This is a genomic window from Thermomonas sp. XSG (assembly GCF_014678725.1).
GTDB lineage: Bacteria > Pseudomonadota > Gammaproteobacteria > Xanthomonadales > Xanthomonadaceae > Thermomonas.
In genome coordinates, this window is sequence record NZ_CP061497.1 from 2,093,727 (window position 1) to 2,114,130 (window position 20,404).

The window sequence follows — 20,404 nt, forward strand, 5'->3', positions numbered from 1 at the left end:
CTTTCCCCGGTGCGGGCGGCTCAGAACCTGGGCTTGTCGTCGCTGGCCTGGTAGCGCGCCATCGCGTCGATCAGGATCTGCTTGGCTTCCGCCGCGCCGCCCCAGCCGTCCAGTTTCACCCACTTGCCGTCTTCGAGGTCCTTGTAGTGCTCGAAGAAGTGGCCGATGCGCTGCAGCCAGTGCTTGCTGACTTTTTCGATGTCGTCGATGTGGGAATAGCCGGCGAACACCTTGTCGATCGGCACGGCGAGGATCTTCTCGTCGCTGCCGGCCTCGTCGCTCATCTTCAGCACGCCGACCGGGCGGCAGCGGATCACCGAGCCCGGCACCAGCGGCAGCGGCAGGATCACCAGCACGTCGGCGGGGTCGCCGTCGCCGCAGACGGTGTACGGCACGTAGCCGTAGTTGCACGGGTAGCGCATCGGCGTGGACAGGATGCGATCCACGAAGATCGCGCCCGAGGCCTTGTCCACCTCGTACTTGACCGGCTCGGCGTCCTTGGGGATTTCGATGATGACGTTGATTTCTTCCGGCGGGTTCTTGCCGGTGGGGACGAGGTCCAGGCCCATGTTGGTCGCTCCGACGTGCGTGCCGCACCCGGCTGGGCGCGGCTGTGAATAGAGGGGGGAGGCCTCGCATTTTACCCGTTGCGCGCGGTAGCGGTGCGCAGCGGAAGGAGCGCCGGGATAGAGCCTGTATCCTTGCAGCGCCCTTCGCCGACGCTTTCGCGGCGTGGCACGGGCGGATCCGCACCGTTTCAGGATGGCTCCGATGACGCAAAACCTCCGCATCGCGATGGCGCAGTTCGATTTCCCGGTCGGCGATGTCGCCGGGAACGCGGCGCGCATCGCCGAGATGATCGCCTTTGCCCGCGACGAATACGCCGCCGACCTGGTGCTGTTCCCCGAGCTGGCGCTGTCCGGCTATCCGCCGGAAGACCTGTTGCTGCGGCCGGCCTTCCTGCGTGCCTGCGAGACCGCGATGGCGGACATCGCGGCGCAGGCGCGCGGCATCGTCGCCGTGGTCGGCTGGCCGCAGGCGGCCGGCAGCGTGGTCTACAACGCCGCCAGCGTGTTGCGCGACGGCGCCATCGAGGCGACCTACCGCAAGCGCGAGCTGCCGAACTACGCGGTGTTCGACGAGCGCCGCTGGTTCGATGTCGACCCGGATCGCGAGGACTGCGTGTTCGAGGTCAACGGCACCCGGGTCGGCCTGGTGATCTGCGAGGACCTGTGGTTCGCCGAGCCCATCGCCTCCACCGTCGCCGCCGGCGCGCAGCTGGTGCTGGTGCCGAACGCCTCCCCCTACGAGCACGACAAGCACGCCGAGCGCGATGCCCTGCTGGCGCAGCGCGCCAGCGAGACCGGCGCCGCGTTCGCCTACCTCAACCTGGTCGGCGGGCAGGACGCGCTGGTGTTCGATGGCGCGTCGGTGGTGGCGGACGGCGACGGTACCGTGCATCCGGCCGCACTGGCGTTCGACGAGCAGTGGCTGGTGGTGGACTTCGACCCCGAGCTGCGCCGCTTCGCGCCGCTGCAGTGGACGGTGGATGGCGACGAAAGCCGCGATGCGCTGGCCTGGCGCGCGGTGGTGCGCGGTACCCGCGACTACTGCAGGAAGAACGGGTTCGACAAGGTCTGGCTGGGGCTGTCCGGCGGCATCGACTCGGCGCTGGTGCTGGCGATTGCCGCCGACGCGCTGGGCGCGGAGAACATCACCGCGGTGCGGATGCCCTCGCGCTATACCGCCGATCTGTCCAACGACCTGGCGCGCGAGCAGTGCGATGCGCTGGGCGTGGCGATGGTCACCCTGCCGATCGAAAAGCCGTTCCAGGGCTATCTGGAGGCGCTGGACCACGTCTTCGCCGGCCAGCCGGTGGACGTCACCGAGGAGAACCTGCAGTCAAGGGTGCGCGGGGCGCTGATGATGGCGCTGTCCAACAAGTTCGGCGGGCTGCTGCTGACCACCGGCAACAAGAGCGAATACGCCGTCGGCTACGCCACCATCTATGGCGACATGTGCGGCGGCTATGCGCCGCTCAAGGATCTGTACAAGACCGAGGTGTTCGCGCTGGCGCGCTGGCGCAATACGGTCGGCGACCGGGTGATCCCGCAGGCGGTGATCGACCGGCCGCCGTCCGCGGAGCTGCGGGAGAACCAGCTCGACCAGGATTCGCTGCCGCCCTACGACGTGCTCGACGCGATCCTGCAGCGGCACATCGACCAGGAGCAGTCGCGCGCCGACATCGTGGCCGCCGGCTTCGACGCCTCCACCGTGGACAGGGTGCTGCGACTGGTGCGGATCGGCGAGTGGAAGCGCCATCAGGCGGCGCCGGGGCCGAAGGTCAGCCGGCGTGCATTCGGTCGCGAGCGTCGTTATCCGGTCAGCAACGGCTGGCGCGAATGACCGCGCCGCACCCATGACGCAACAGGCCGGCGAAAGCCGGCCTGTCCATTTGCAGCCTGCGTTGCCGCTGGCTCAGCGCGATTCGCCGGTGAACGGGTTCAGGCGCTTGAGCATGTTCGGGTCCTTCGGCCAGTGGCCGGCCAGCCATGGGTGCTGCGGATCATTCTGCTCCAGCACGCGCTTGGCGTCGGCGGCCAAAACGGTATTGCCCAGCCGCGTATAGGCTTCGCCCAGCAGCGCCACCGCGTCGTTCTGGTATTCGCTTTGCGGGTAGGTTTCCAGCAGGTAGGTCGCGCGGTCGGCGGCAGAAACCCAGGCGCCGCGGCGCAGGTAGTACAGGCCGGTGTTCAGCTCGAAGCGGGCGAACTCGTTGCGCAGGAACACCATGCGCTGGCGGGCATCGCCGGCATAGGCACTGTTGGGGTAGCGGGTGGCGACGGTATTGAAGTCCGCGTAGGCCTGCTGCGGCGCGGCCAGGTCGCGGGTGCTGGTGTCGAGGTTGAACGCGCGTGCCATGAAGACCGTGTTGCGCGCCATGTTGGACAGGCCGCGCAGGTAGTACAGGTAAGCGATGTTCCTGTGGGTCGGGTAGGTGCGGATGAAGCGGTCGATGGTGGAGATCGCGTCCTCGTGCTTGCCGGCCTTGTACTGGGCGTAGGCCTGCTCCATCAGCGCCTGCTCGGTGAACGGGCCGTACGGATACTGCGCGATCAGCCGGCCGAAGACCTCGCTGGCATTGGCCCAGCGGCCCATCTGCATGTTCTCGTGGGCGCGGTCGTAGAGCTCGCCCACCGGCAGGCCCTCGTTCTTGTTCTTGTCCTTGAACATCGTCTTGATGCCCGAGCAGCCGCTGGCGGCGACGACGAGCGCAAGCACAAGGGCGGGGCGCAACAGGACGGAACGCTGGATCATGGGCATCGAACGGGCGCCGGGGGCATGAAGGCTGGATAATAGCAGCCCCCGGCGACGATCAAGGCCGGGCGCTTCCCGCCCCTGCCGGCGGCTAACGGAATCTTCATGCACCCGACCGGACCCCGCACCGCCCTTGTTCCCGACCACTGCGCCGGCCGCCGGCTCGACGCGGTCGTGGCCGAACTGTTTCCCGAATATTCCCGCTCGCGGCTGTCGGCCTGGATCAAGTCCGGCGACCTTGCCGTGGACGGCGCGCCCGCGCGACCGCGCGACCCGGTGCGTGGTGGCGAGACCATCGCCCTGACCGTGGTCGAGGACGTGCAGACCCATGCGGTGGCCGAGGACATTCCGCTGAGCGTGCTGTACGAGGACGAGCACGTCTTCGTGATCGACAAGCCCGCGGGGCTGGTGGTGCATCCCGGCGCGGGCAATCCCGCCGGCACCCTGGTGAACGCGCTGCTGCACCGTGATCCTGGCCTCGACAAGCTGCCGCGCGCCGGCATCGTCCACCGCCTGGACAAGGACACCAGCGGCGTGATGGTGGTGGCCCGCACCCTGCCGGCACATACCTCGCTGGTGGCGCAGCTGTCCGCGCGCGAGGTGCACCGGCAATACCTCGCGGTGGTGGTGGGCGCGCTGGTGTCGGGCGGCACCGTCAATGCGGCGATCGACCGCCACCCGCGCGACCGCCTGCGCATGGCCGTGCGCGAGGATGGCAAGGATGCGGTGACCCACTACCGCCTGCGCGAACGCTTCCGCGCCCATACCGCGCTGGAGTGCCGGCTGGAAACCGGTCGCACCCATCAGATCCGCGTGCACATGGCGCATCTGAAGCACCCGATCCTCGGCGATCCGCTGTACGGCGGATCGCTGCGGTTGCCGAAGGGCGCTTCGGAGGAGCTGATCGCCGTCCTGCGCGGCTTCCGGCGGCAGGCGCTGCATGCCGAGGTGCTGGAGTTCACGCATCCGGTCAGTGGCGAAGCGGTGCGCTGCGAGGCGCCGGTGCCGGAAGACATGCGCGAGCTGATGCGGGTGCTGCGCGAGGACGCCGCCGCGCACGTCGAAGCCGAGCGTACGCGGCGATGACCGCGTTCCTCCCGGCCGACTGGCCGGCGCCGCCCGGCGTGCGGGCGCTGACCACGCTGCGGCACGGGCTGGGCGGATCACAGTCGCCGTTCGATACCTTCAACCTCGGCTCGCGCTGTGGCGATGAGGTCATGGTGGTGGCGGAAAACCGCCGCCAGCTCGAAGCCGCGCTGGCGCTGCCGTCCCCGCCACGCTGGCTGCGCCAGGTGCATGGCATGGCGGTCGCCGTCGAGCCCGGGGACGACGAGCCCGAGGCCGATGCGGCGGTGACTGCCACGCCGGGCACCGTGCTTGCCATCCTCACCGCCGACTGCCTGCCGGTCGTGCTGGCGGCCAAGGATGGCGGCGAAATCGCCGCTGCCCACGCCGGCTGGCGTGGCCTGTGCACCGGCGTGCTGGAGTCCACGGTGGGGGCGATGCGCACGCCGCCCGACCAGCTGGTGGCCTGGCTCGGCCCGGCGGCCGGGCCGCAGGCGTATGAAATCGGCACAGAGGTCTTCGAGGCCTTCACCGCCCGCGACGGACGCGCGCGGATGGCCTTCGTGCCCACCCGCCCCGGCCACTGGCGGGTGGACCTGTACATGCTGGCGCGGCAGCGCCTGCTGGATGCCGGCATGACCGACGTCCACGGCGGCGGTCTGTGCACCATCTCCGATCCGTCCCGATTCTTCTCGCATCGTCGCGATGGCCGCAGCGGCCGCATCGCCACCCTGGCCTGGATCACGCCTTGACCGTCGCACCGGCGGCGACGCTGTTCCAGCAGGCACTGGGCGCGGCCTTTTACACCCTGCCCGAAGCAGTGCGCCGACTGCACGCGGTGCGCGGGACCACGCGCTATGCCGGCATCGCCAGCGTCGAGCGCGGCCGCAACCCGCTGGCCAGGCTGTGCGCGCGCATCGCCGGGCTGCCGAAGGCGATGCGGGACGTGCCGCTGGCCGTCGAGTTCACCGCCGACGCGAAACGCGAGACCTGGTGTCGTGATTTCGCTGGCACGCGCATGCAGACGCGGCTTGGGTGCAAGGGCGGCCTGCTGCGGGAACGGTTGGGGCCGCTGCAGTTCCGCTACCACCTGCATCCTGGCAACCAGGCGCTGTGGTGGCAGGTGGCCGGGGTGCGCCTGTTCGGCCTGCTGCCGCTGCCCGCAGGCTGGTTCGATGGCGTGCGTTGCCGCGAGCGTGAGCACGACGGCCGCTACGAGTTCCTGATCGAGGCGCGGCTGCCGCTGGTCGGACTGGTGGTGCGTTACGAAGGCTGGCTGGCGCCGGCCTGAGCGGCGTCGGCGCCGTCCAGCAGCCACGCCAGCTTGCGCTCGCGCGGCAGCTGCTTGAGCGCCCATTCCGCACGCAGCGCACTGCCACGGTCGGGATAGGCGCGGCTAGCGAGCACGCAGTCGGGCGGGTGCGCGCGGGTGTACTTCGCGCCCTTGCCGGCCGCGTGCTGGCGGAACCGGCGTTCGACGTCGGTGGCGATGCCGGCGTACAGGCTGCCGTCACGGCAGCGCAGCAGGTACAGGTGCCAGCCCGCGGTCATCGCGGCGTGCGCGCCAGCCGCCCCATCAGCACCGCGCTGCGCAACGCCTGCCGCTGGATGCTTGCCAGGTCGACCGTCTCGCCCTCGGCGTGCGCGCGCGACCCGGCTGCGCCCATCCCGGCAAGCACGTCCACGTCGGCGGCGACGAAGCTGGAGTCGGCGGCGCCGCGCTTGGCCGGGTCCCACTCACCCATCACCGGCAGGCCGAGATCGGTGTTGACCTGGTTGAGCAGGGCGAGCAGCGCGCGATTTCCGGCGGTGGGCGCCATCGGCGGATAGGCGTCCGCGAACACCAGCGTCGCGCCCGTCTTCGGCAGGTGCTGCGCCACGATCGCCTGCATCCGCGCGCGTGCGCGTGCTTCCTGCTCCGGCGTGAGCGCCCGCAGGTCGCCCACCGCGACCGCGCGTTCCGCCACGATGTTGGTCTTGCCTGCGGCGCTGCCGCGGGCGCCGTCCGGCGCGAGCGCCGCCGGCGTCCCGCCGACCATGAGGCCGACATTGAGGGTGAGGTTGGGCTCGGGGAGCTCGCGCCGGAATCCGTCGAGGATGCGCGCCAGTTCGTAGTTCGCACCGTAGCCGAGCGCGTCGCCGAACACGCCGCTGGAATGGCCGGTCAGGCCGGTGGCGGTGAGCTCCCAGTCGGCCACGCCGCGCCGCGCGATGGTCGCGTGGTCGCGGCCGCCATCGACGATCAGGCCCTCGTATTCCAGCGCCACGTCGGCCCATTTGCCGGCCGCGACGAGATCGGCGCGTGCCGCCTCCAGCGGCGTACCGGCGGACTCCTCGTCGCCGGTCAGCACCACCTTGATGTCGGCGTCGCGCAGCGTGCCGGCGGCATGCATGGCGCGCAGCGCGGCGACGATGATCACCACGCCGCCCTTGTCGTCGCCGATGCCGGGGCCGGTGGCGGTATCGCCGTTGCGGGCGAAGCGCTGGAACGGCGAGTCCGGCTCGAACACGGTGTCCAGGTGGCCGATCAGCAGGATGCGCTTGCCGCGCCCGTTGCCCGTATGGGTCGCGACGAGGTGGCCCGCGCGCCCGGTCGCGCGCATGTCGATCCATTGCACGTCGAAGCCCAGCGGCTCCAGCTCGGCGCGGACCATGTCACCCGCGGCCTTCACGCCGGGCAGGTTGAGCGTGCCCGAATTCTGGTTGACCAGCCGCTCGAGCAGCGCCACCGCGTGCGGCTGGTCGGCCTCGATCGAGGCGCGCAGGCGTTGCTCGCCGGACGGGGGCGTCGCCCCGGCACAGGGAGCGGCGGACAGTGCGAGCAGCAGGCCGAAGGCCAGGGCGCGGGTACGGGACATCGGGCAGGATTCCAGCAGGGAAAGCGGCGACCATAACCCAGTCTCAACGAGTGATGCGATTTGACTTGAATCACGGCGCGGCAGCCGCATGTGGAGGACATTGGGCCGCGCCGGCCCCGACTCACAGGATCCCGTCATGCGAATGGACAAGCTCACGTCGCGTTTCCAGCAGGCGATCAGCGACGCCCAGTCGCTGGCCGTCGGCCGCGACCACACCATCATCGAACCCGTCCACCTGCTGCTGGCGCTGCTGGACCAGCAGGGCGGCGGCACCCGGCCGCTGCTGGCGCAGGCCGGCGTCAACGTGCCGGTGCTGCGCGAGCGCCTGGCCGAGGCGCTGGATCGACTGCCCAAGGTCACCGGCCAGGCCGGCAACGTGCAGGCCGGCAACGATCTGGTCCGCCTGCTCAACGTGACCGACAAGCTGGCCCAGCAGCGCGGCGATGCCTACATCGCCAGCGAGCTGTTCCTGCTGGCGGCACTGGAGGAGTCCGGCGAGGCCGGCAAGGCGCTGAAGGCCGCCGGCGCCAACAAGGCGAAGCTGGAAGCGGCCATCGACAAGCTGCGGGGGGGCGAGAAAGTGACCGACGAGAATGCGGAAGACGCGCGCCAGGCGCTGGAGAAGTACACCATCGACATGACCGCCCGCGCGGAGAGCGGCAAGCTCGATCCGGTGGTGGGGCGCGACGAGGAGATCCGCCGCACCATCCAGGTGCTGCAGCGGCGCACCAAGAACAACCCGGTGCTGATCGGCGAACCCGGCGTGGGCAAGACCGCGATCGTGGAAGGCCTGGCCCAGCGCATCGTCAATGGCGAAGTGCCGGAAGGCCTGCGCGGCAAGCGCCTGCTGTCGCTGGACATGGGTGCGCTGATCGCCGGCGCCAAGTTCCGCGGCGAGTTCGAGGAGCGCCTGAAGGCGGTGCTCAACGACCTGTCGAAGAACGAGGGCCAGATCATCCTGTTCATCGACGAGCTGCACACCATGGTCGGCGCCGGCAAGGCCGAAGGCTCGATGGACGCCGGCAACATGCTCAAGCCCGCTCTCGCGCGGGGTGAACTGCACTGCATCGGCGCGACCACGCTGGACGAGTACCGCAAGTACGTGGAGAAGGACGCCGCGCTGGAGCGCCGCTTCCAGAAGGTGTTCGTGGGCGAGCCGTCGGTGGAAGACACCATCGCCATCCTGCGCGGCCTGAAGGAGCGCTATGCCGTGCACCACGGCGTGGAGATCACCGACCCGGCCATCGTCGCCGCGGCCACGTTGTCGAACCGCTACATCGCCGACCGCCAGCTGCCGGACAAGGCCATCGACCTGATGGACGAGGCGGCCTCGCGCATCCGCATGGAGATCGACTCCAAGCCGGAGGAGATGGATCGCAAGGAGCGCCGGCTGATCCAGCTGAAGATCCAGCGCGAGGCGCTGAAGAAGGAGAAGGACGCCGAGTCCAGGCAGCGCCTGGCCGACCTACAGACCGAGATCGACGCGCTGGAGCGCGAGTACAGCGACCTCGAGGAAGTGTGGAAGGCCGAAAAGGCGACCTTGCAGGGCGCGACGAAGATCAAGGAGCAGATCGAGGCCGCGCGCCTGGAACTGGAGGCTGCGCAGCGCAAGCAGGATTTCGCGGCGATGAGCGAGATCCAGTACGGCCGCATCCCCGAACTGGAAAAGCAGCTGGCCGCCGCGCAGGAAGCCGAGACCAAGGGCTTCACCCTCCTGCAGGACAAGGTCACCGCCGAGGAGATCGCACAGGTGGTGGCGCGCTGGACCGGCATTCCGGTCAGCAAAATGCTGGAGGGCGAGCGAGAGAAGCTGCTGCAGATGGAGGCGCAGCTGCACGCCCGCGTGGTGGGACAGGAGGAGGCCATCAAGGTGGTGTCCGATGCGGTGCGCCGCTCGCGCGCCGGCCTGTCCGATCCCAACCGGCCGTCCGGCTCGTTCCTGTTCCTGGGCCCCACTGGCGTCGGCAAGACCGAACTGTGCAAGGCGCTGGCCGAGTTCCTGTTCGACAGCAGCGACGCGATGGTCCGCATCGACATGAGCGAGTTCATGGAGAAGCACGCGGTGAGCCGGCTGGTCGGCGCGCCTCCGGGCTACGTGGGCTACGAGGAGGGCGGCTACCTGACGGAGGCGGTGCGCCGCCGCCCGTACAGCGTGATCCTGCTGGACGAGGTGGAGAAGGCACATCCGGACGTGTTCAACATCCTGCTGCAGGTGCTGGACGACGGTCGCCTGACCGACGGCCAGGGCCGCACGGTGGACTTCCGCAACACCGTGATCGTGATGACCTCCAACCTCGGCTCGCACCAGATCCAGGCGCTGGATGGCGACGATTCGCCGGAGGCCTATACCCAGATGAAGGCCGCGGTGATGGGCGTGGTGCAGGCGCACTTCCGGCCGGAATTCATCAACCGCCTCGACGACATCGTGGTCTTCCACGCGCTGGACAAGGCGCAGATCAAGGCCATCGCGCGGATCCAGCTGAAGGGCCTGGAGAAGCGGCTGGCGGAGCGCGGCATCCGCATCGAACTGACCGACAAGGCGTTCGACCTGCTGGGCAACGTCGGCTTCGACCCGGTGTACGGCGCCCGTCCGCTCAAGCGCGCGATCCAGCAGCAGCTGGAAAACCCGCTGGCCCAGCAGATCCTGTCGGGCGCGTTCGGCAGCGGCGACACCGTCCGCGTGGACGCCGACGGCGGGAAGCTGGTGTTCGTCAAGTAAGCCGCGAAACCCCGCCGGCAGCGGCGGGGTTCTCGTTTGGGTGGCGCTGGCCGGACTCTAGCCGGCTGCGGGCACCGTCGTCGCCCGCAGCGCCCGGTAGGGCGGCGTGGCCATCACCATTTCAGTCAGCGAATAGGCCAGCTCGCGCTCCGCCAGCACTGCCGCATCTGCGCCGTGTTCCAGCAGGTGCTTGACCTGGGCTTCGCTGTGGGCCCGGGCGAGCACGCTCAGTGCGGGATTGAGCGCCTTCAACCGTTCGATGGCCTCGCCGGCCTCGAGCGCCTGCGGCATCGCGAAGATCGCCAGGTTGGCGCGCTCGGGCGCCGCTTCCTGCATCACCCGCCGGTTGGCGACGTTGCCACGGACGGTGGGGAAGCCGCTGGCGCGCGCCTGCACCACGCGGTCGGCATCGTCCTCCACCACCACCACCGGGACGCCGCGCTCCTTGAGCAGCTGGGCCAGCTGGCTGCCGACGCGGCCGTAGCCGACCACGATCGCGTGGCCACCGATGTCCAGCGGCACCACGTCCGGCTCCGGCGGCGTGTTGGCGAGGACGCGCGCGTCCTCCCGCAGCTGCCAGCGGTCCAGCACCATGAACAGCAGCGGGTTGAGCATGATGGTGATCAGCGCGCCCGCCAGCACCAGGTCGTGGCCGTCCTTCGGAAGGATCTTCAGCGACAGGCCCAGCCCGGCGATGATGAAGGCGAACTCGCCGATCTGCGCCAGACTGGTGGAAATGGTCAGCGCGGTGGCATTGGGATGCCCGAACGCGCGCACGATGGCGTAGGCGGCGATCGACTTGCCGAACACGATGATCAGGGTGGTCGCCAGCACCTGTAGCGGATGCTCGACCAGGATGCGGGGGTCGAACAGCATGCCCACCGACACGAAGAACAGCACCGCGAAGGCGTCGCGCATCGGCAGCGAGTCCTGCGCGGCCTGGTGGCTGAACTCGGACTCGTTGAGCAGCATGCCGGCGAAGAACGCACCCAGCGCGAAGCTGACCCCGAACAGTTCCGCCGAGCCGAACGCCACGCCCATCGCGATCGACAGCACCGCCAGCGTGAACAGCTCGCGCGAGCCGGTACCGGCGATCCGCTCCAGCACCCACGGGATCGCGCGGCGGCCCACGATCAGCATGAACGCGACGAAGGCTGCGACCTTGCCGAAGGTGATCGCCAGCGCCTTGATGATGTCGCTGGCGCCGACTTCCTCGCCACCACCCAGTGCGCCGGCCAGCGCCGGGATCAACACCAGCGCGATCACGCAGGCCAGGTCTTCCACGATCAGCCAGCCCACCGCGATCTTGCCGCGGCGGGTATCCAGCAGGCGTCGTTCCTCCATCGCCCGCAGCAGCACCACGGTGCTGGCGGTGGCCAGCGAGAAGCCGAAGATCAGGCCCTGGACATGGCTCCAACCCATCAGTTTGGCCAGGCCCCAGCCCAGCAGTGTGGCCATCGCGATCTGTCCCACCGCGCCGGGGATGGCGATGTTCTTCACCGACATCAGGTCGCGCAGCGAGAAGTGCAGGCCCACCCCGAACATCAGCAGGATCACGCCGATCTCCGCCAGCTGCGGCGCCAGCTCTGCATCACCCACGAAGCCGGGCGTGAACGGCCCGGCCAACACCCCCGCCAGCAGGTAGCCGACCAGCGGCGACAGCCGCAGACGGTTGGCCAGTGCGCCTAGCCCGAAGGCGAGCACGAAACCGAACACAAGCATGGCGATGAGCGAGGTGTGATGCTGCATGGGGGCTCCGAGGGGGCGATGTCCCGATGATCGCACGGCCCGGGGGCGGTCCGGAGACAAAAACGCCCCGGAAATCCGGGGCGTCGTGGCGGAAAATGAACGCGGGTTCAGTTCACCATTTGAAGGCGACCTTGCCGTACACGTAGCGGCCGTTGAAGCCGAACGGCGAGTACAGGCTGTACGGGAACATGCCGAAGGTGGAGTTGGCGTAGGTGTTCCGGTCCGGGTATTCGTCCAGTGCGTTGTCCGCCCCCAGTGTCGCCACCCAGTGCTGGTTCGGGCGGAAGTTCACCGACAGGTCCAGCGTCCACTTGCCGCCGTAGGTCTGGTCCTGCGCCGGGTTGGTGGCGTGGCGGGCGGTCACTTCACCGTAGCGGGTCGCGCCGGCATTGAAGTCCCAGCGCTGCAGGTTCCAGCCGGCGGTCAGCGCGAACTTGTCGCGCGGCGAGCCCTCCTCGATGCGTCCGCGCTCGTCGCGGCCCATGCGTTCCAGGTTGGCGCCAAGCGCCGACAGCGCCGCCGGGTTCGGCGCGATCCGGGTCACGTCGGTCTTGTTGTAGTTGTAGCTAGCGGTCAGGTTCAGGCTGCTCGCCTCCAGCGGCACGTTCCAGGTGCCGACCACGTCCACGCCGCGTGTGCGGGTGTCGATGGCGTTGTTGAAGTAGCGCGCGCTGGTGACGTTGGTGATGCCGAGCCCGGCCAGCAGCGCCTGGGCCGCCGCGTTGTTGGCGATGTTGAGGTTGGAGGACAGGACGATGCGGTCGTCGATCTCGATCCGGTAGGCGTCGATCGTCAGGTAGATGCGTTCGGCCGGCTGCAGCACCAGGCCCAGGCTGTAGGACAGCGAGGTTTCCGCCTGCAGCGGGTCCGCGCCCAGCGCCTGCGCCGCCGCGCCAGCTGCGGGGAAGGTGCCGGTCTCGTAGGCGACGCCGCTGGTGATGTTGGTGGTGACGGCCTGGTAGTGCTGCTGCGCCAGCGAAGGCGCGCGGAAGCCGGTGGCGACGGTGCCGCGCAGGGCGGCCGTCTCGGTGAACGCGTAGCGTGCCGACAGCTTGCCGGAGAACTGGTCACCGAAGTCGGAATAGTCCTCGTAGCGCCCGGCCAGGCCCGCGGAGAACTTCTCGGTGAAGTCGCCTTCAAGGCCCGCGTAGACCGCGTAGTTGTGGCGCTCGTAGTTGCCTGCGTTGCGCGGGGTGAATCCGCCGAAGCCCTGCGCGCCCGAGCCGAAGTAGGAATCCGCTTCGCCCGCGGTCTGCTCCCAGGTTTCCTGCCGGTGCTCGGCGCCCACCGAGAACGTGGCCGGATATTCCAGGCCGATGTTCACGGCCTTGGAGAAGTCCGCGTTCACCACCTGCTGGGTGTACTGCAGTGCGCCATCGTAGAAGCTGCGCGGGCTGGTGGCGCCGAGGGCGTAGTTGATGGTGTTCTGGGTGCGGAAGTCCAGCCGGCTGTCGCCAAGGTTGTAGCTCAGGTCCCAGTTCCAGCCGCTAGCGCTCACGCCCTTCAGGCCCACCACCACGCTGCGGTCGCGCGCGTCCTGGTTGATCTCCGGGACGTAGCCGTTCGGGTAGACCTGCGCCAGCAGGGCGCCTTGGCCGCTGTGGTTCTTCGAGCGGTAGAACGCGAACGAGGTGATGTCGCGCGCGCTGGACATCGCGCTGAGATACAGGTTGTTCTCGCCGATCTTCAGATTGGCGTTCAGCGAGAGCGCCGACTGGTCGACGTCGGGGTCGCCCAGCTTGAATGCCGTCTGGCCGACGTTAGGGAAGTTGCCGGTGTTCGGTGCGCTGCCCTGATAGGGACCGGCACGGTTGGTCATGTCCTGGTGGCCGGCCTGTGCCGCCACGTGGATGGTGCCGGCGTCGCCGCTCAGGGTCAGGCCGGTATCGCCCGAGAGCTGCCATTGCTTGCCGTCGCCTTCGGAATACTGGCCGCCGCCGAGGGCGATGCTGCCGCCGTCGCCGGAGCCCTTGAGCACGATGTTGACCACGCCGCCGATGGCGTCCGAGCCGTACTGCGCGGACGCGCCGTCGCGCAGCACCTCCACGCGCTCGATGGCGGCCACCGGGATGGTGTTCAGGTCCACCGCCGACGAGCCGCGGCCGATGGTGCCGTTCACGTTCACCAGCGCCGAGATGTGGCGACGCTTGCCGTTCACCAGGATCAGCACCTGGTCCGGCGAGAGCCCGCGCAACTGCGCAGGGCGCACGCCGCTGGTGCCGTCGGCCATGCCGGGGCGCGGGAAGTTCAGCGAGGGCAGGGCGCGCGCCAGCGCGGTGGCCAGCTCGGTGGTGCCGGTGGCCTCCAGCGTTTCCGGGGTCAGGATGTCGATGGGCGACTGCGACTCGGCCACGGTGCGGTCGGCCACGCGGGTGCCGGTGACGATCAGGGTGTCGAGGGTGCGGGCTTCCTTGTCGGCCTGCTGCGCCAGCGCCGGGGTGGCGGCCAGCAACGAGGACAGGGCCAGGGCGAGCGGGGTGATGCGGGGCATGACCAACTCCATCAGGGGGTTCCCGCATTGTTTAACACCCGTTTAACCGGGCTGCAAACACATCCCATGCATGCAGATATGCAGTAACGTACGTTGTTTTCCGGGGCGGTTCGCGCGCCGGCTTTCCCGTAGACTCGCCGCCCCATGATTTCCTTCCGCAATTTCGCCCTCCGGCGCGGCGAACGCCTGCTCCTGTCCAACGTCGACCTGACCCTGCACGCCGGCTGGCGCGTGGGCGTGGTTGGCCGCAACGGCGCCGGCAAGTCCAGCCTGTTCGCCGCACTCATGCGCGAGGTCGAGCCCGACAGGGGCGACCTCGACCTGCCCGGCAAGGCCCGCGTGGCCTCGGTGGCGCAGGAAACCCCGCACCTGCCGGACCCGGCCATCGACTTCGTGCTGTCCGGCGACGAGGCCGTGCACGCGGCCATCCAGATGGAAGCCAACGCCTTCGCCGCCGAGGATTGGGAGGCGGTGGCCGAGGCCCACCATCGGCTGGAGGAAGTGAACGGCTACGACGGCACCGCCCGCGCCGGCAAGCTGCTGCATGGGCTCGGCTTCCCGGCGGAGACGCACGAGAAGCCGGTGTCCGATTTCTCCGGCGGCTGGCGCGTGCGCCTGAACGTGGCGCGCGCGCTGATGACGCCGTCGGACCTGCTGCTGCTGGACGAACCCACCAACCACCTCGACCTCGACGCCGTGGTCTGGCTGGAAGAGTGGTTGAAGCGCTACGACGGCACGTTGCTGGTCATCAGCCACGACCGCGAGTTCCTCGATAACGTCACCACCCACATCCTGCACCTGCACGACGGCACCGCGAAGCTGTACGTCGGCAACTACACCGATTTCGAGCGCCAGCGCGCCGAGCACCTGCGCCAGCAGCAGATCGCGCACGAGAAGGAGCAGGCCGAGCGCGCCCACCTGCAGAGCTTCATCGATCGATTCAAGGCGAAGGCCAGCAAGGCGAAGCAGGCGCAGTCGCGGGTCAAGCGGCTGGCCAAGCTGGCCGGCACCGAGGCGGTGCGCGCCGAGCGCGCGCTGCACATCACCCTGCCCGAACCGCTGAAGCTGCCCAATTCCCTGCTGTCGCTGCACGATGCCGATTGCGGTTACGGCGCGGGGGCGAAGATCCTGACGAATGCGAACTTCGGCCTCGAAGCCGGCGATCGCATCGGCCTGCTCGGCCCCAACGGCGCCGGCAAGTCGACGCTGGTGAAGACGCTGGTGGGCGAGCTGGCGCCGATGTCCGGCGAGCGCAAGGCGCACCCGGACCTGCGCATCGGCTATTTCGCCCAGCACACAGTGGAGTCGCTGGTGTCCGGTACCACGCCGCTGGACCACCTGCGCAAGCTGGATGCGGACGCGCCCAACCAGGTGCTGCGCGACTTCCTGGGGCGGTGGAATTTTCCCGGCGACCGCGCCTTCGAAGTGATCGACACCTTCAGCGGCGGCGAGAAGGCGCGGCTGGCGCTGGCGCTGATCGCCTACCGCCGGCCCAACGTGCTGCTGCTGGACGAGCCCACCAACCACCTCGACCTCGACATGCGCGAGGCGCTGGCCGAGGCGCTGTCGGATTTCGATGGTGCCATCGTGATGGTCAGCCACGACCGCCACCTGATCGGCCTGGTCTGCGACAGCTTCTGGCGCGTGGCCGGCGGCAGGGTCGAGCCGTTCGACGGCGACCTCGACGAATACGCCGCGTGGCTGCGCTCGCGGCCCGGCAGCGACAATCCCAAGACCCCGGCGCCGAAGGCCGAGCCGGTGGTCGCCAAGCCGGCGCCGGCGCCCGCGCCGGCCAAGCCCAAGATCAACCCGCACAAGCTGCAGAAGGCCGAAGAGCGGGTGGCGCGGCTGGAAGGCAAGCTGGCAGAGTGCGAGGCGCAGCTGACCGATCCTGCGGTCTATGCCGATGCCGGCAAGGTGGCCGACCTGGGCCGCACCCAGCTGCAGCTGCGCGCGGAGCTGGAAACCGCGGAGGCCGAACTGCTGGCGCTGTACGAGGCCTGACGCCTGTCCGCGGCGTCGGTCGGTCGGGTAGGCTGCGGCGATGAGCCGTGAATTGACCTACCTGCTGCTGATCTTCGCCCTGCTGGTGATCCCGCGCGCGCTGCAGCGCTTCCGTGTGCCGGCCCCGATCACCTGCCTGCTGTTCGGCCTGGTTGCCATGCTGTGGCTGGGCGACCGCACGCACGACCCGGTGGTGGTGCTGCTGTCGACCCTCGGGATCTCCTCGCTGTTCCTGTTCGCCGGGCTGGAGGTCGACCTGCACGCCTTGCGCCGCGGGCTGTGGCCGCTGGTGGCCCACCTCGCCCTGCGCGTCGGCACCCTGGTGCTGCTGGGCTGGCTGGCCTGGCGCTATGCCGGGCTGGGCTGGCAGGCCGCGGGACTGCTGGCGCTTGCCCTGCTCACGCCGTCCACGGGTTTCATCCTCGACACGCTGGAGCGGTTGGGACTGGACGAGGAGGAGCGCTTCTGGGTGACCAGCAAGGCGATCGCCGGCGAACTGCTGGCGCTGGCGGCGCTGTTCGTGGTGCTGCAGGCCGGCGATCCGGTGCAGCTTGGCATGTCCTCGCTGGCGATGGTGGGCCTGCTGGTGGGCCTGCCGCTGCTGTACATGGCGTTCGGGCGCTGGATCGTGCCGCATGCGCCGGGTTCCGAGTTCTCGCTGTTGGTGATGGTGGGCGTGGTGGCCGCGTACATCACCTACGCGCTGGGCGTGTATTACCTGGTCGGCGCCTTCATCGCGGGCCTGGTTGCGCGCCTGCTGCGCGACCGGATGCCGCGCATGGCCTCGGACGAGAACATCCGCGCGCTGCGCCTGTTCGCCACGTTCTTCGTGCCGTTCTATTTCTTCCATGCCGGCACCCAGATCGCCCGCGATGCCCTGAGCCTGGAGGCGCTGGGGCTGGGCCTGCTGCTGACCGCGGTGGTGGTGCCGCTGCGGGTGGGAATGGTGTGGCTGCAGCGCCGCGTGCTGTTCCGCCGCGAACACCAGCGCAGTACGTTCCGCGTGGCCGTCGCGCTCACCCCCACGCTGGTGTTCACCCTGGTGCTGGCCGAGATCCTGTACAGCCGCTTCGGGCTGTCCGGCACCTGGGCCGGCGCGCTGGTGCTCTACACGACGCTCAACACCCTGCTCCCCTCTTTGCTGCTGCGGGTGCCCTTCGATCTTGCGCAGGTCTCCACCGGCGATCTGCCGGCACTGCCGGCCCCGCAGCCCGTGCCGCTTGAAAACCCGCCGGCCATCCCCACCCAAGGGGCCTGATTCCCGGGTTCCGAGGTTCGACGTCCATGCCGATCTACGCCTTCGCCTGTGCCGCCTGTGGCCATTGTTTCGACAGGCTGCAGAAGCTGTCCGATGCCGATCCATCCGCCTGCCCGTCCTGCGGCGCGGAGGGGCGGGTGCACCGCCAGCTGACCGCGCCGCAGTTCCGCCTGGCTGGCGGCGGCTGGTACGAGACCGATTTCAAGAAAGACGGCGACAAGAAGCGCAACCTTGCCGGCGATGCCGCCAAGCCGGCGGAGAGCAAGCCCGAGGCGAAGCCGGAAGCGGCCAAGGCTGGGGCGGACAGCAAGCCCGCCAGCGGCGCATAACGCGCGTCGCTCTGGCGCCGTCATGTCCGCGCAGGCGGCTTGAAACGAAAAGCTGGACTCCCGCTTGCGCAGGAGTGACGGGCATTCCTGCGCGAAGGGACGGACGTTCAGGGCTCGCCCCCCCGAAGCCGCCAGGATCTCGCCAGCGGGGCAGGGGCGGCATCGCAACCAAGCGAGTAACGGGGAGCGACTTGCGATGCCGTCCCTGCCCCGCCCGCTTAGCCGCGCCTTTCTGCTCCCACGCATCGGCTAAAATGCCCGGCTCGCGCCGGCGCCACGCCCGCGCGCCCCTGCGTCCCCCCGGAGCTTCCATGCGTACCCATTTCTGCGGCCTGATCGACGATGCGTTGATCGGCCAGACCGTCACCCTCTGCGGCTGGGCCGACGTCGCCCGCAACATGGGCCAGATCGTCTTCATCGACCTGCGCGACCACGAAGGCATCGTGCAGGTCGTCGCCGAGCCGGCCGATGCCGTCGGCAACGCCGCGATGCTGGCGGCCGCCGCTGCGGTGGGCTACGAGGACTGCCTGCGCATCAGCGGCACCGTGCGCCGCCGCCAGTCGGTGAACGACAAGATCCGGACCGGTCAGGTCGAAGTGGTGGCCGAGACGATCGAGCTACTGAACAAGGCCGAGCCGCTGCCGTTCCACCACCACGAGAACCCGGGCGAGGACATCCGCCTGAAGTACCGCTACCTGGACCTGCGCAGCCCGGACATGCAGCGCAAGCTGCGCACCCGCACCAAGCTGGTGTCGGCGCTGCGCCACTACCTCGACGCGCGCGGCTTCCAGGACATCGAAACGCCGATCCTGACCAAGGCCACGCCGGAAGGCGCGCGCGACTTCCTGGTGCCGGCGCGCATGCATCCCGGCGAGTTCTACGCGCTGCCGCAGAGCCCGCAGCTGTTCAAGCAGATCCTGATGATGGCGGGCTTCGACCGCTACTACCAGATCGCCCGCTGCTTCCGCGACGAAGCGCTGCGCGCCGACCGCCAGCTGGAGTTCACCCAGCTCGACATGGAGTTCGCGTGGGTGTCCGAGCGCGACGTGCAGGACCTGACCGAGGACATGGTCCGCCATGTGTTCCGCGAGGTGGTCGGCGTCGAACTCGACGCGCAGTTCCCGCGCATGACCTGGGCGGAAGCGATGCGCCGCTTTGGCTCTGACAAGCCCGATCTGCGCATCGCGCTGGAACTGGTCGATGTGGCTGATCTTGTGAAGAATTGCGAGTTCGCAGTGTTCAGCGCCGCCGCCAACGATGCCGACGGCCGCGTCGCCGCGCTGCGCATCCCCGGCGGCGCGTCGCTGTCGCGCAAGCAGATCGACGAGTACGCCGCCCACGCCGCCAAGTACGGCGCCAAGGGCTTGGCCTACGCCAAGATCGACGACGCCGGCGCGGTCAATTCGCCGGTCGCCAAGTTCTTCGCGGAAGGCGCGTTCGCCGCGCTGCTCAAGCACGTCGGCGCCGGCAACGGCGACATCGTGTTCTTCGGTGCCGGCGCGTACAACAAGGTCAGCGACTTTATGGGCGCGGTGCGGCTGAAGGCGGGCAAGGATTTCAATCTTGTCGCCGACGGCTGGGCGCCGCTGTGGGTGACCGACTTCCCGATGTTCGAGTGGGACGCCGAGGAAAACCGCTACGTGGCCTTGCACCACCCCTTCACCGCGCCGGCGGTGGATTCCATCGACGACCTGCGCGCGAATGCGAAGACCGCGGTGTCGCGCGGCTACGACATGGTGCTCAACGGCAACGAGATCGGCGGCGGTTCGATCCGCATCCATCGCCCGCAGATGCAGGCGGCGGTGTTCGACCTGCTGGGGATCGGCGCCGACGAGCAGCGCGCCAAGTTCGGCTTCCTGCTGGACGCGCTGAAGTACGGCGCGCCGCCGCACGGCGGCATCGCCTTCGGCATCGACCGCATCGCCGCGCTGATGGCCGGCACCGAGTCGATCCGCGACGTCATCGCCTTCCCCAAGACCACCGGCGCGCAGTGCCTGATGACCGATGCGCCGTCGCCGATCGCGGACGCGCAGCTGGCCGAAGTGCACGTGCAGGTGCGGCCGCAGGCGTGAGCGCCACGATCCGCCGCGCCGCGCCTGCCGATGCCGCCGCGCTGGCGGAGCTGGGCGCGGCGACCTTCGTGGAGACTTTCGGGCATCTGTACACGCCCGAAGACCTGCAGGCGTTCCTCGACGAAAGCCACGGCGTCGGAGCGTATGCCAAGACCCTGGCGGATCCGCGCTACGCGCTGTGGATCGCCGAAGACGATGCGGGCCGCGCCATCGGCTATGCGCAGGCCGGCCCGTGCGGGTTGCCGCATGCCGATGTGCGGCCGGAGGACGGCGAGCTGAAGCGCCTGTACGTCCGTGCGGGCATCCAGAACGCCGGCACCGGCCGCGCGCTGATGGACGCGGCGATGGCCTGGCTGCTGCGGGACGGCCCGCGCACGCTGTGGCTGTCGGTGTGGTCGGAGAACTCCGGTGCGCAGCGCTTCTACGCGCGCTACGGCTTCGCCTTCGCCGGCGAATACGAATTCATCGTGGGCGCGCAGCGCGACCGCGAGTTCATGTACCGGCGCCCGGCACAGGCCTGAGTGAACCGCCTGCCGGCCCA

16 protein-coding genes are annotated in these 20,404 nt (G+C 69.3%); 10 read left to right on the forward strand and 6 right to left on the reverse strand.

Going from position 1 to position 20,404, the window contains the following annotated elements:
- Positions 1-20 precede the first annotated feature (20 nt).
- Entirely contained in the window at positions 21-569 is a 549-nt protein-coding gene (gene ppa / locus ICG51_RS09880) for an inorganic diphosphatase (RefSeq protein WP_190280203.1), read from the reverse strand.
- Positions 570-771: 202 nt separating this feature from the next.
- Between ppa and ICG51_RS09885 the strand changes: the two genes are divergently transcribed.
- Positions 772-2,406 (forward strand): NAD+ synthase, encoded by a 1,635-nt coding sequence (locus ICG51_RS09885; RefSeq protein ID WP_190280204.1) that lies wholly within the window; start codon positions 772-774, stop codon positions 2,404-2,406.
- 72 nt (positions 2,407-2,478) lie between these two features.
- On the opposite strand, the gene ICG51_RS09890 is transcribed toward ICG51_RS09885, so the two are convergent.
- On the reverse strand, positions 2,479-3,318 hold the full coding sequence (locus ICG51_RS09890; protein WP_190280205.1) for an outer membrane protein assembly factor BamD: 840 nt from the start codon (positions 3,316-3,318) through the stop codon (positions 2,479-2,481).
- Positions 3,319-3,423: 105 nt separating this feature from the next.
- Between ICG51_RS09890 and rluD the strand changes: the two genes are divergently transcribed.
- From rluD to ICG51_RS09905, 3 genes are read left to right on the forward strand one after another with little or no spacing between them, the layout of a single operon-like run.
- The gene (gene rluD / locus ICG51_RS09895; protein ID WP_190280206.1) at positions 3,424-4,404 is read left to right on the forward strand and encodes a 23S rRNA pseudouridine(1911/1915/1917) synthase RluD; all 981 of its coding nucleotides are present in this window, start codon (positions 3,424-3,426) and stop codon (positions 4,402-4,404) included.
- Positions 4,401-5,135 (forward strand): peptidoglycan editing factor PgeF, encoded by a 735-nt coding sequence (pgeF, locus tag ICG51_RS09900; protein ID WP_190280207.1) that lies wholly within the window; start codon positions 4,401-4,403, stop codon positions 5,133-5,135. The genes rluD and pgeF overlap by 4 nt, the downstream gene beginning before the upstream one ends.
- Complete coding sequence (locus tag ICG51_RS09905; protein ID WP_223809427.1) at positions 5,132-5,674, forward strand: DUF4166 domain-containing protein; 543 nt, start codon at positions 5,132-5,134, stop codon at positions 5,672-5,674. Before pgeF ends, ICG51_RS09905 begins: the two co-directional genes overlap by 4 nt.
- On the opposite strand, the gene ICG51_RS09910 is transcribed toward ICG51_RS09905, so the two are convergent.
- Positions 5,647-5,934 (reverse strand): GIY-YIG nuclease family protein, encoded by a 288-nt coding sequence (locus ICG51_RS09910; protein WP_190280208.1) that lies wholly within the window; start codon positions 5,932-5,934, stop codon positions 5,647-5,649. The genes ICG51_RS09905 and ICG51_RS09910 overlap by 28 nt on opposite strands.
- On the reverse strand, positions 5,931-7,241 hold the full coding sequence (locus ICG51_RS09915) for a M20/M25/M40 family metallo-hydrolase (protein ID WP_190280209.1): 1,311 nt from the start codon (positions 7,239-7,241) through the stop codon (positions 5,931-5,933). The genes ICG51_RS09910 and ICG51_RS09915 overlap by 4 nt, the downstream gene beginning before the upstream one ends.
- 136 nt (positions 7,242-7,377) lie before the next feature.
- On the opposite strand from ICG51_RS09915, the gene clpB reads away from it, so the two are divergent.
- Positions 7,378-9,960, forward strand: coding sequence for an ATP-dependent chaperone ClpB (clpB, locus tag ICG51_RS09920; protein ID WP_190280210.1), 2,583 nt, complete (start codon positions 7,378-7,380; stop codon positions 9,958-9,960).
- Positions 9,961-10,017: 57 nt separating this feature from the next.
- Here the strand turns inward: clpB and ybaL are convergent, their stop codons facing one another.
- Together ybaL and ICG51_RS09930 are read right to left on the reverse strand one after the other, a co-directional pair.
- Complete coding sequence (gene ybaL / locus ICG51_RS09925; RefSeq protein ID WP_190280211.1) at positions 10,018-11,709, reverse strand: YbaL family putative K(+) efflux transporter; 1,692 nt, start codon at positions 11,707-11,709, stop codon at positions 10,018-10,020.
- A gap of 112 nt (positions 11,710-11,821) precedes the next feature.
- On the reverse strand, positions 11,822-14,200 hold the full coding sequence (locus ICG51_RS09930) for a TonB-dependent receptor (protein WP_190280212.1): 2,379 nt from the start codon (positions 14,198-14,200) through the stop codon (positions 11,822-11,824).
- A gap of 144 nt (positions 14,201-14,344) precedes the next feature.
- Here ICG51_RS09930 and ICG51_RS09935 point away from each other — a divergent pair, with 144 nt between their 5' ends.
- The 5 genes from ICG51_RS09935 (at position 14,345) to ICG51_RS09955 (ending at position 20,384) form a co-directional block, all read left to right on the forward strand.
- Positions 14,345-16,204 (forward strand): ABC-F family ATP-binding cassette domain-containing protein, encoded by a 1,860-nt coding sequence (locus tag ICG51_RS09935; protein WP_190280213.1) that lies wholly within the window; start codon positions 14,345-14,347, stop codon positions 16,202-16,204.
- Between the two features lie 40 nt (positions 16,205-16,244).
- Positions 16,245-17,462 (forward strand): cation:proton antiporter, encoded by a 1,218-nt coding sequence (locus tag ICG51_RS09940; RefSeq protein ID WP_190280214.1) that lies wholly within the window; start codon positions 16,245-16,247, stop codon positions 17,460-17,462.
- A 26-nt stretch (positions 17,463-17,488) separates the two neighbouring features.
- A complete protein-coding gene (locus tag ICG51_RS09945) occupies positions 17,489-17,791 on the forward strand; it encodes a zinc ribbon domain-containing protein (RefSeq protein ID WP_190280215.1) in 303 nt (100 codons plus the stop codon).
- A 311-nt stretch (positions 17,792-18,102) separates the two neighbouring features.
- A complete protein-coding gene (gene aspS / locus ICG51_RS09950) occupies positions 18,103-19,863 on the forward strand; it encodes an aspartate--tRNA ligase (protein ID WP_190280216.1) in 1,761 nt (586 codons plus the stop codon).
- Entirely contained in the window at positions 19,860-20,384 is a 525-nt protein-coding gene (locus ICG51_RS09955; protein ID WP_190280217.1) for a GNAT family N-acetyltransferase, read from the forward strand. The genes aspS and ICG51_RS09955 overlap by 4 nt, the downstream gene beginning before the upstream one ends.
- The last annotated feature ends 20 nt before the right edge of the window (positions 20,385-20,404 follow it).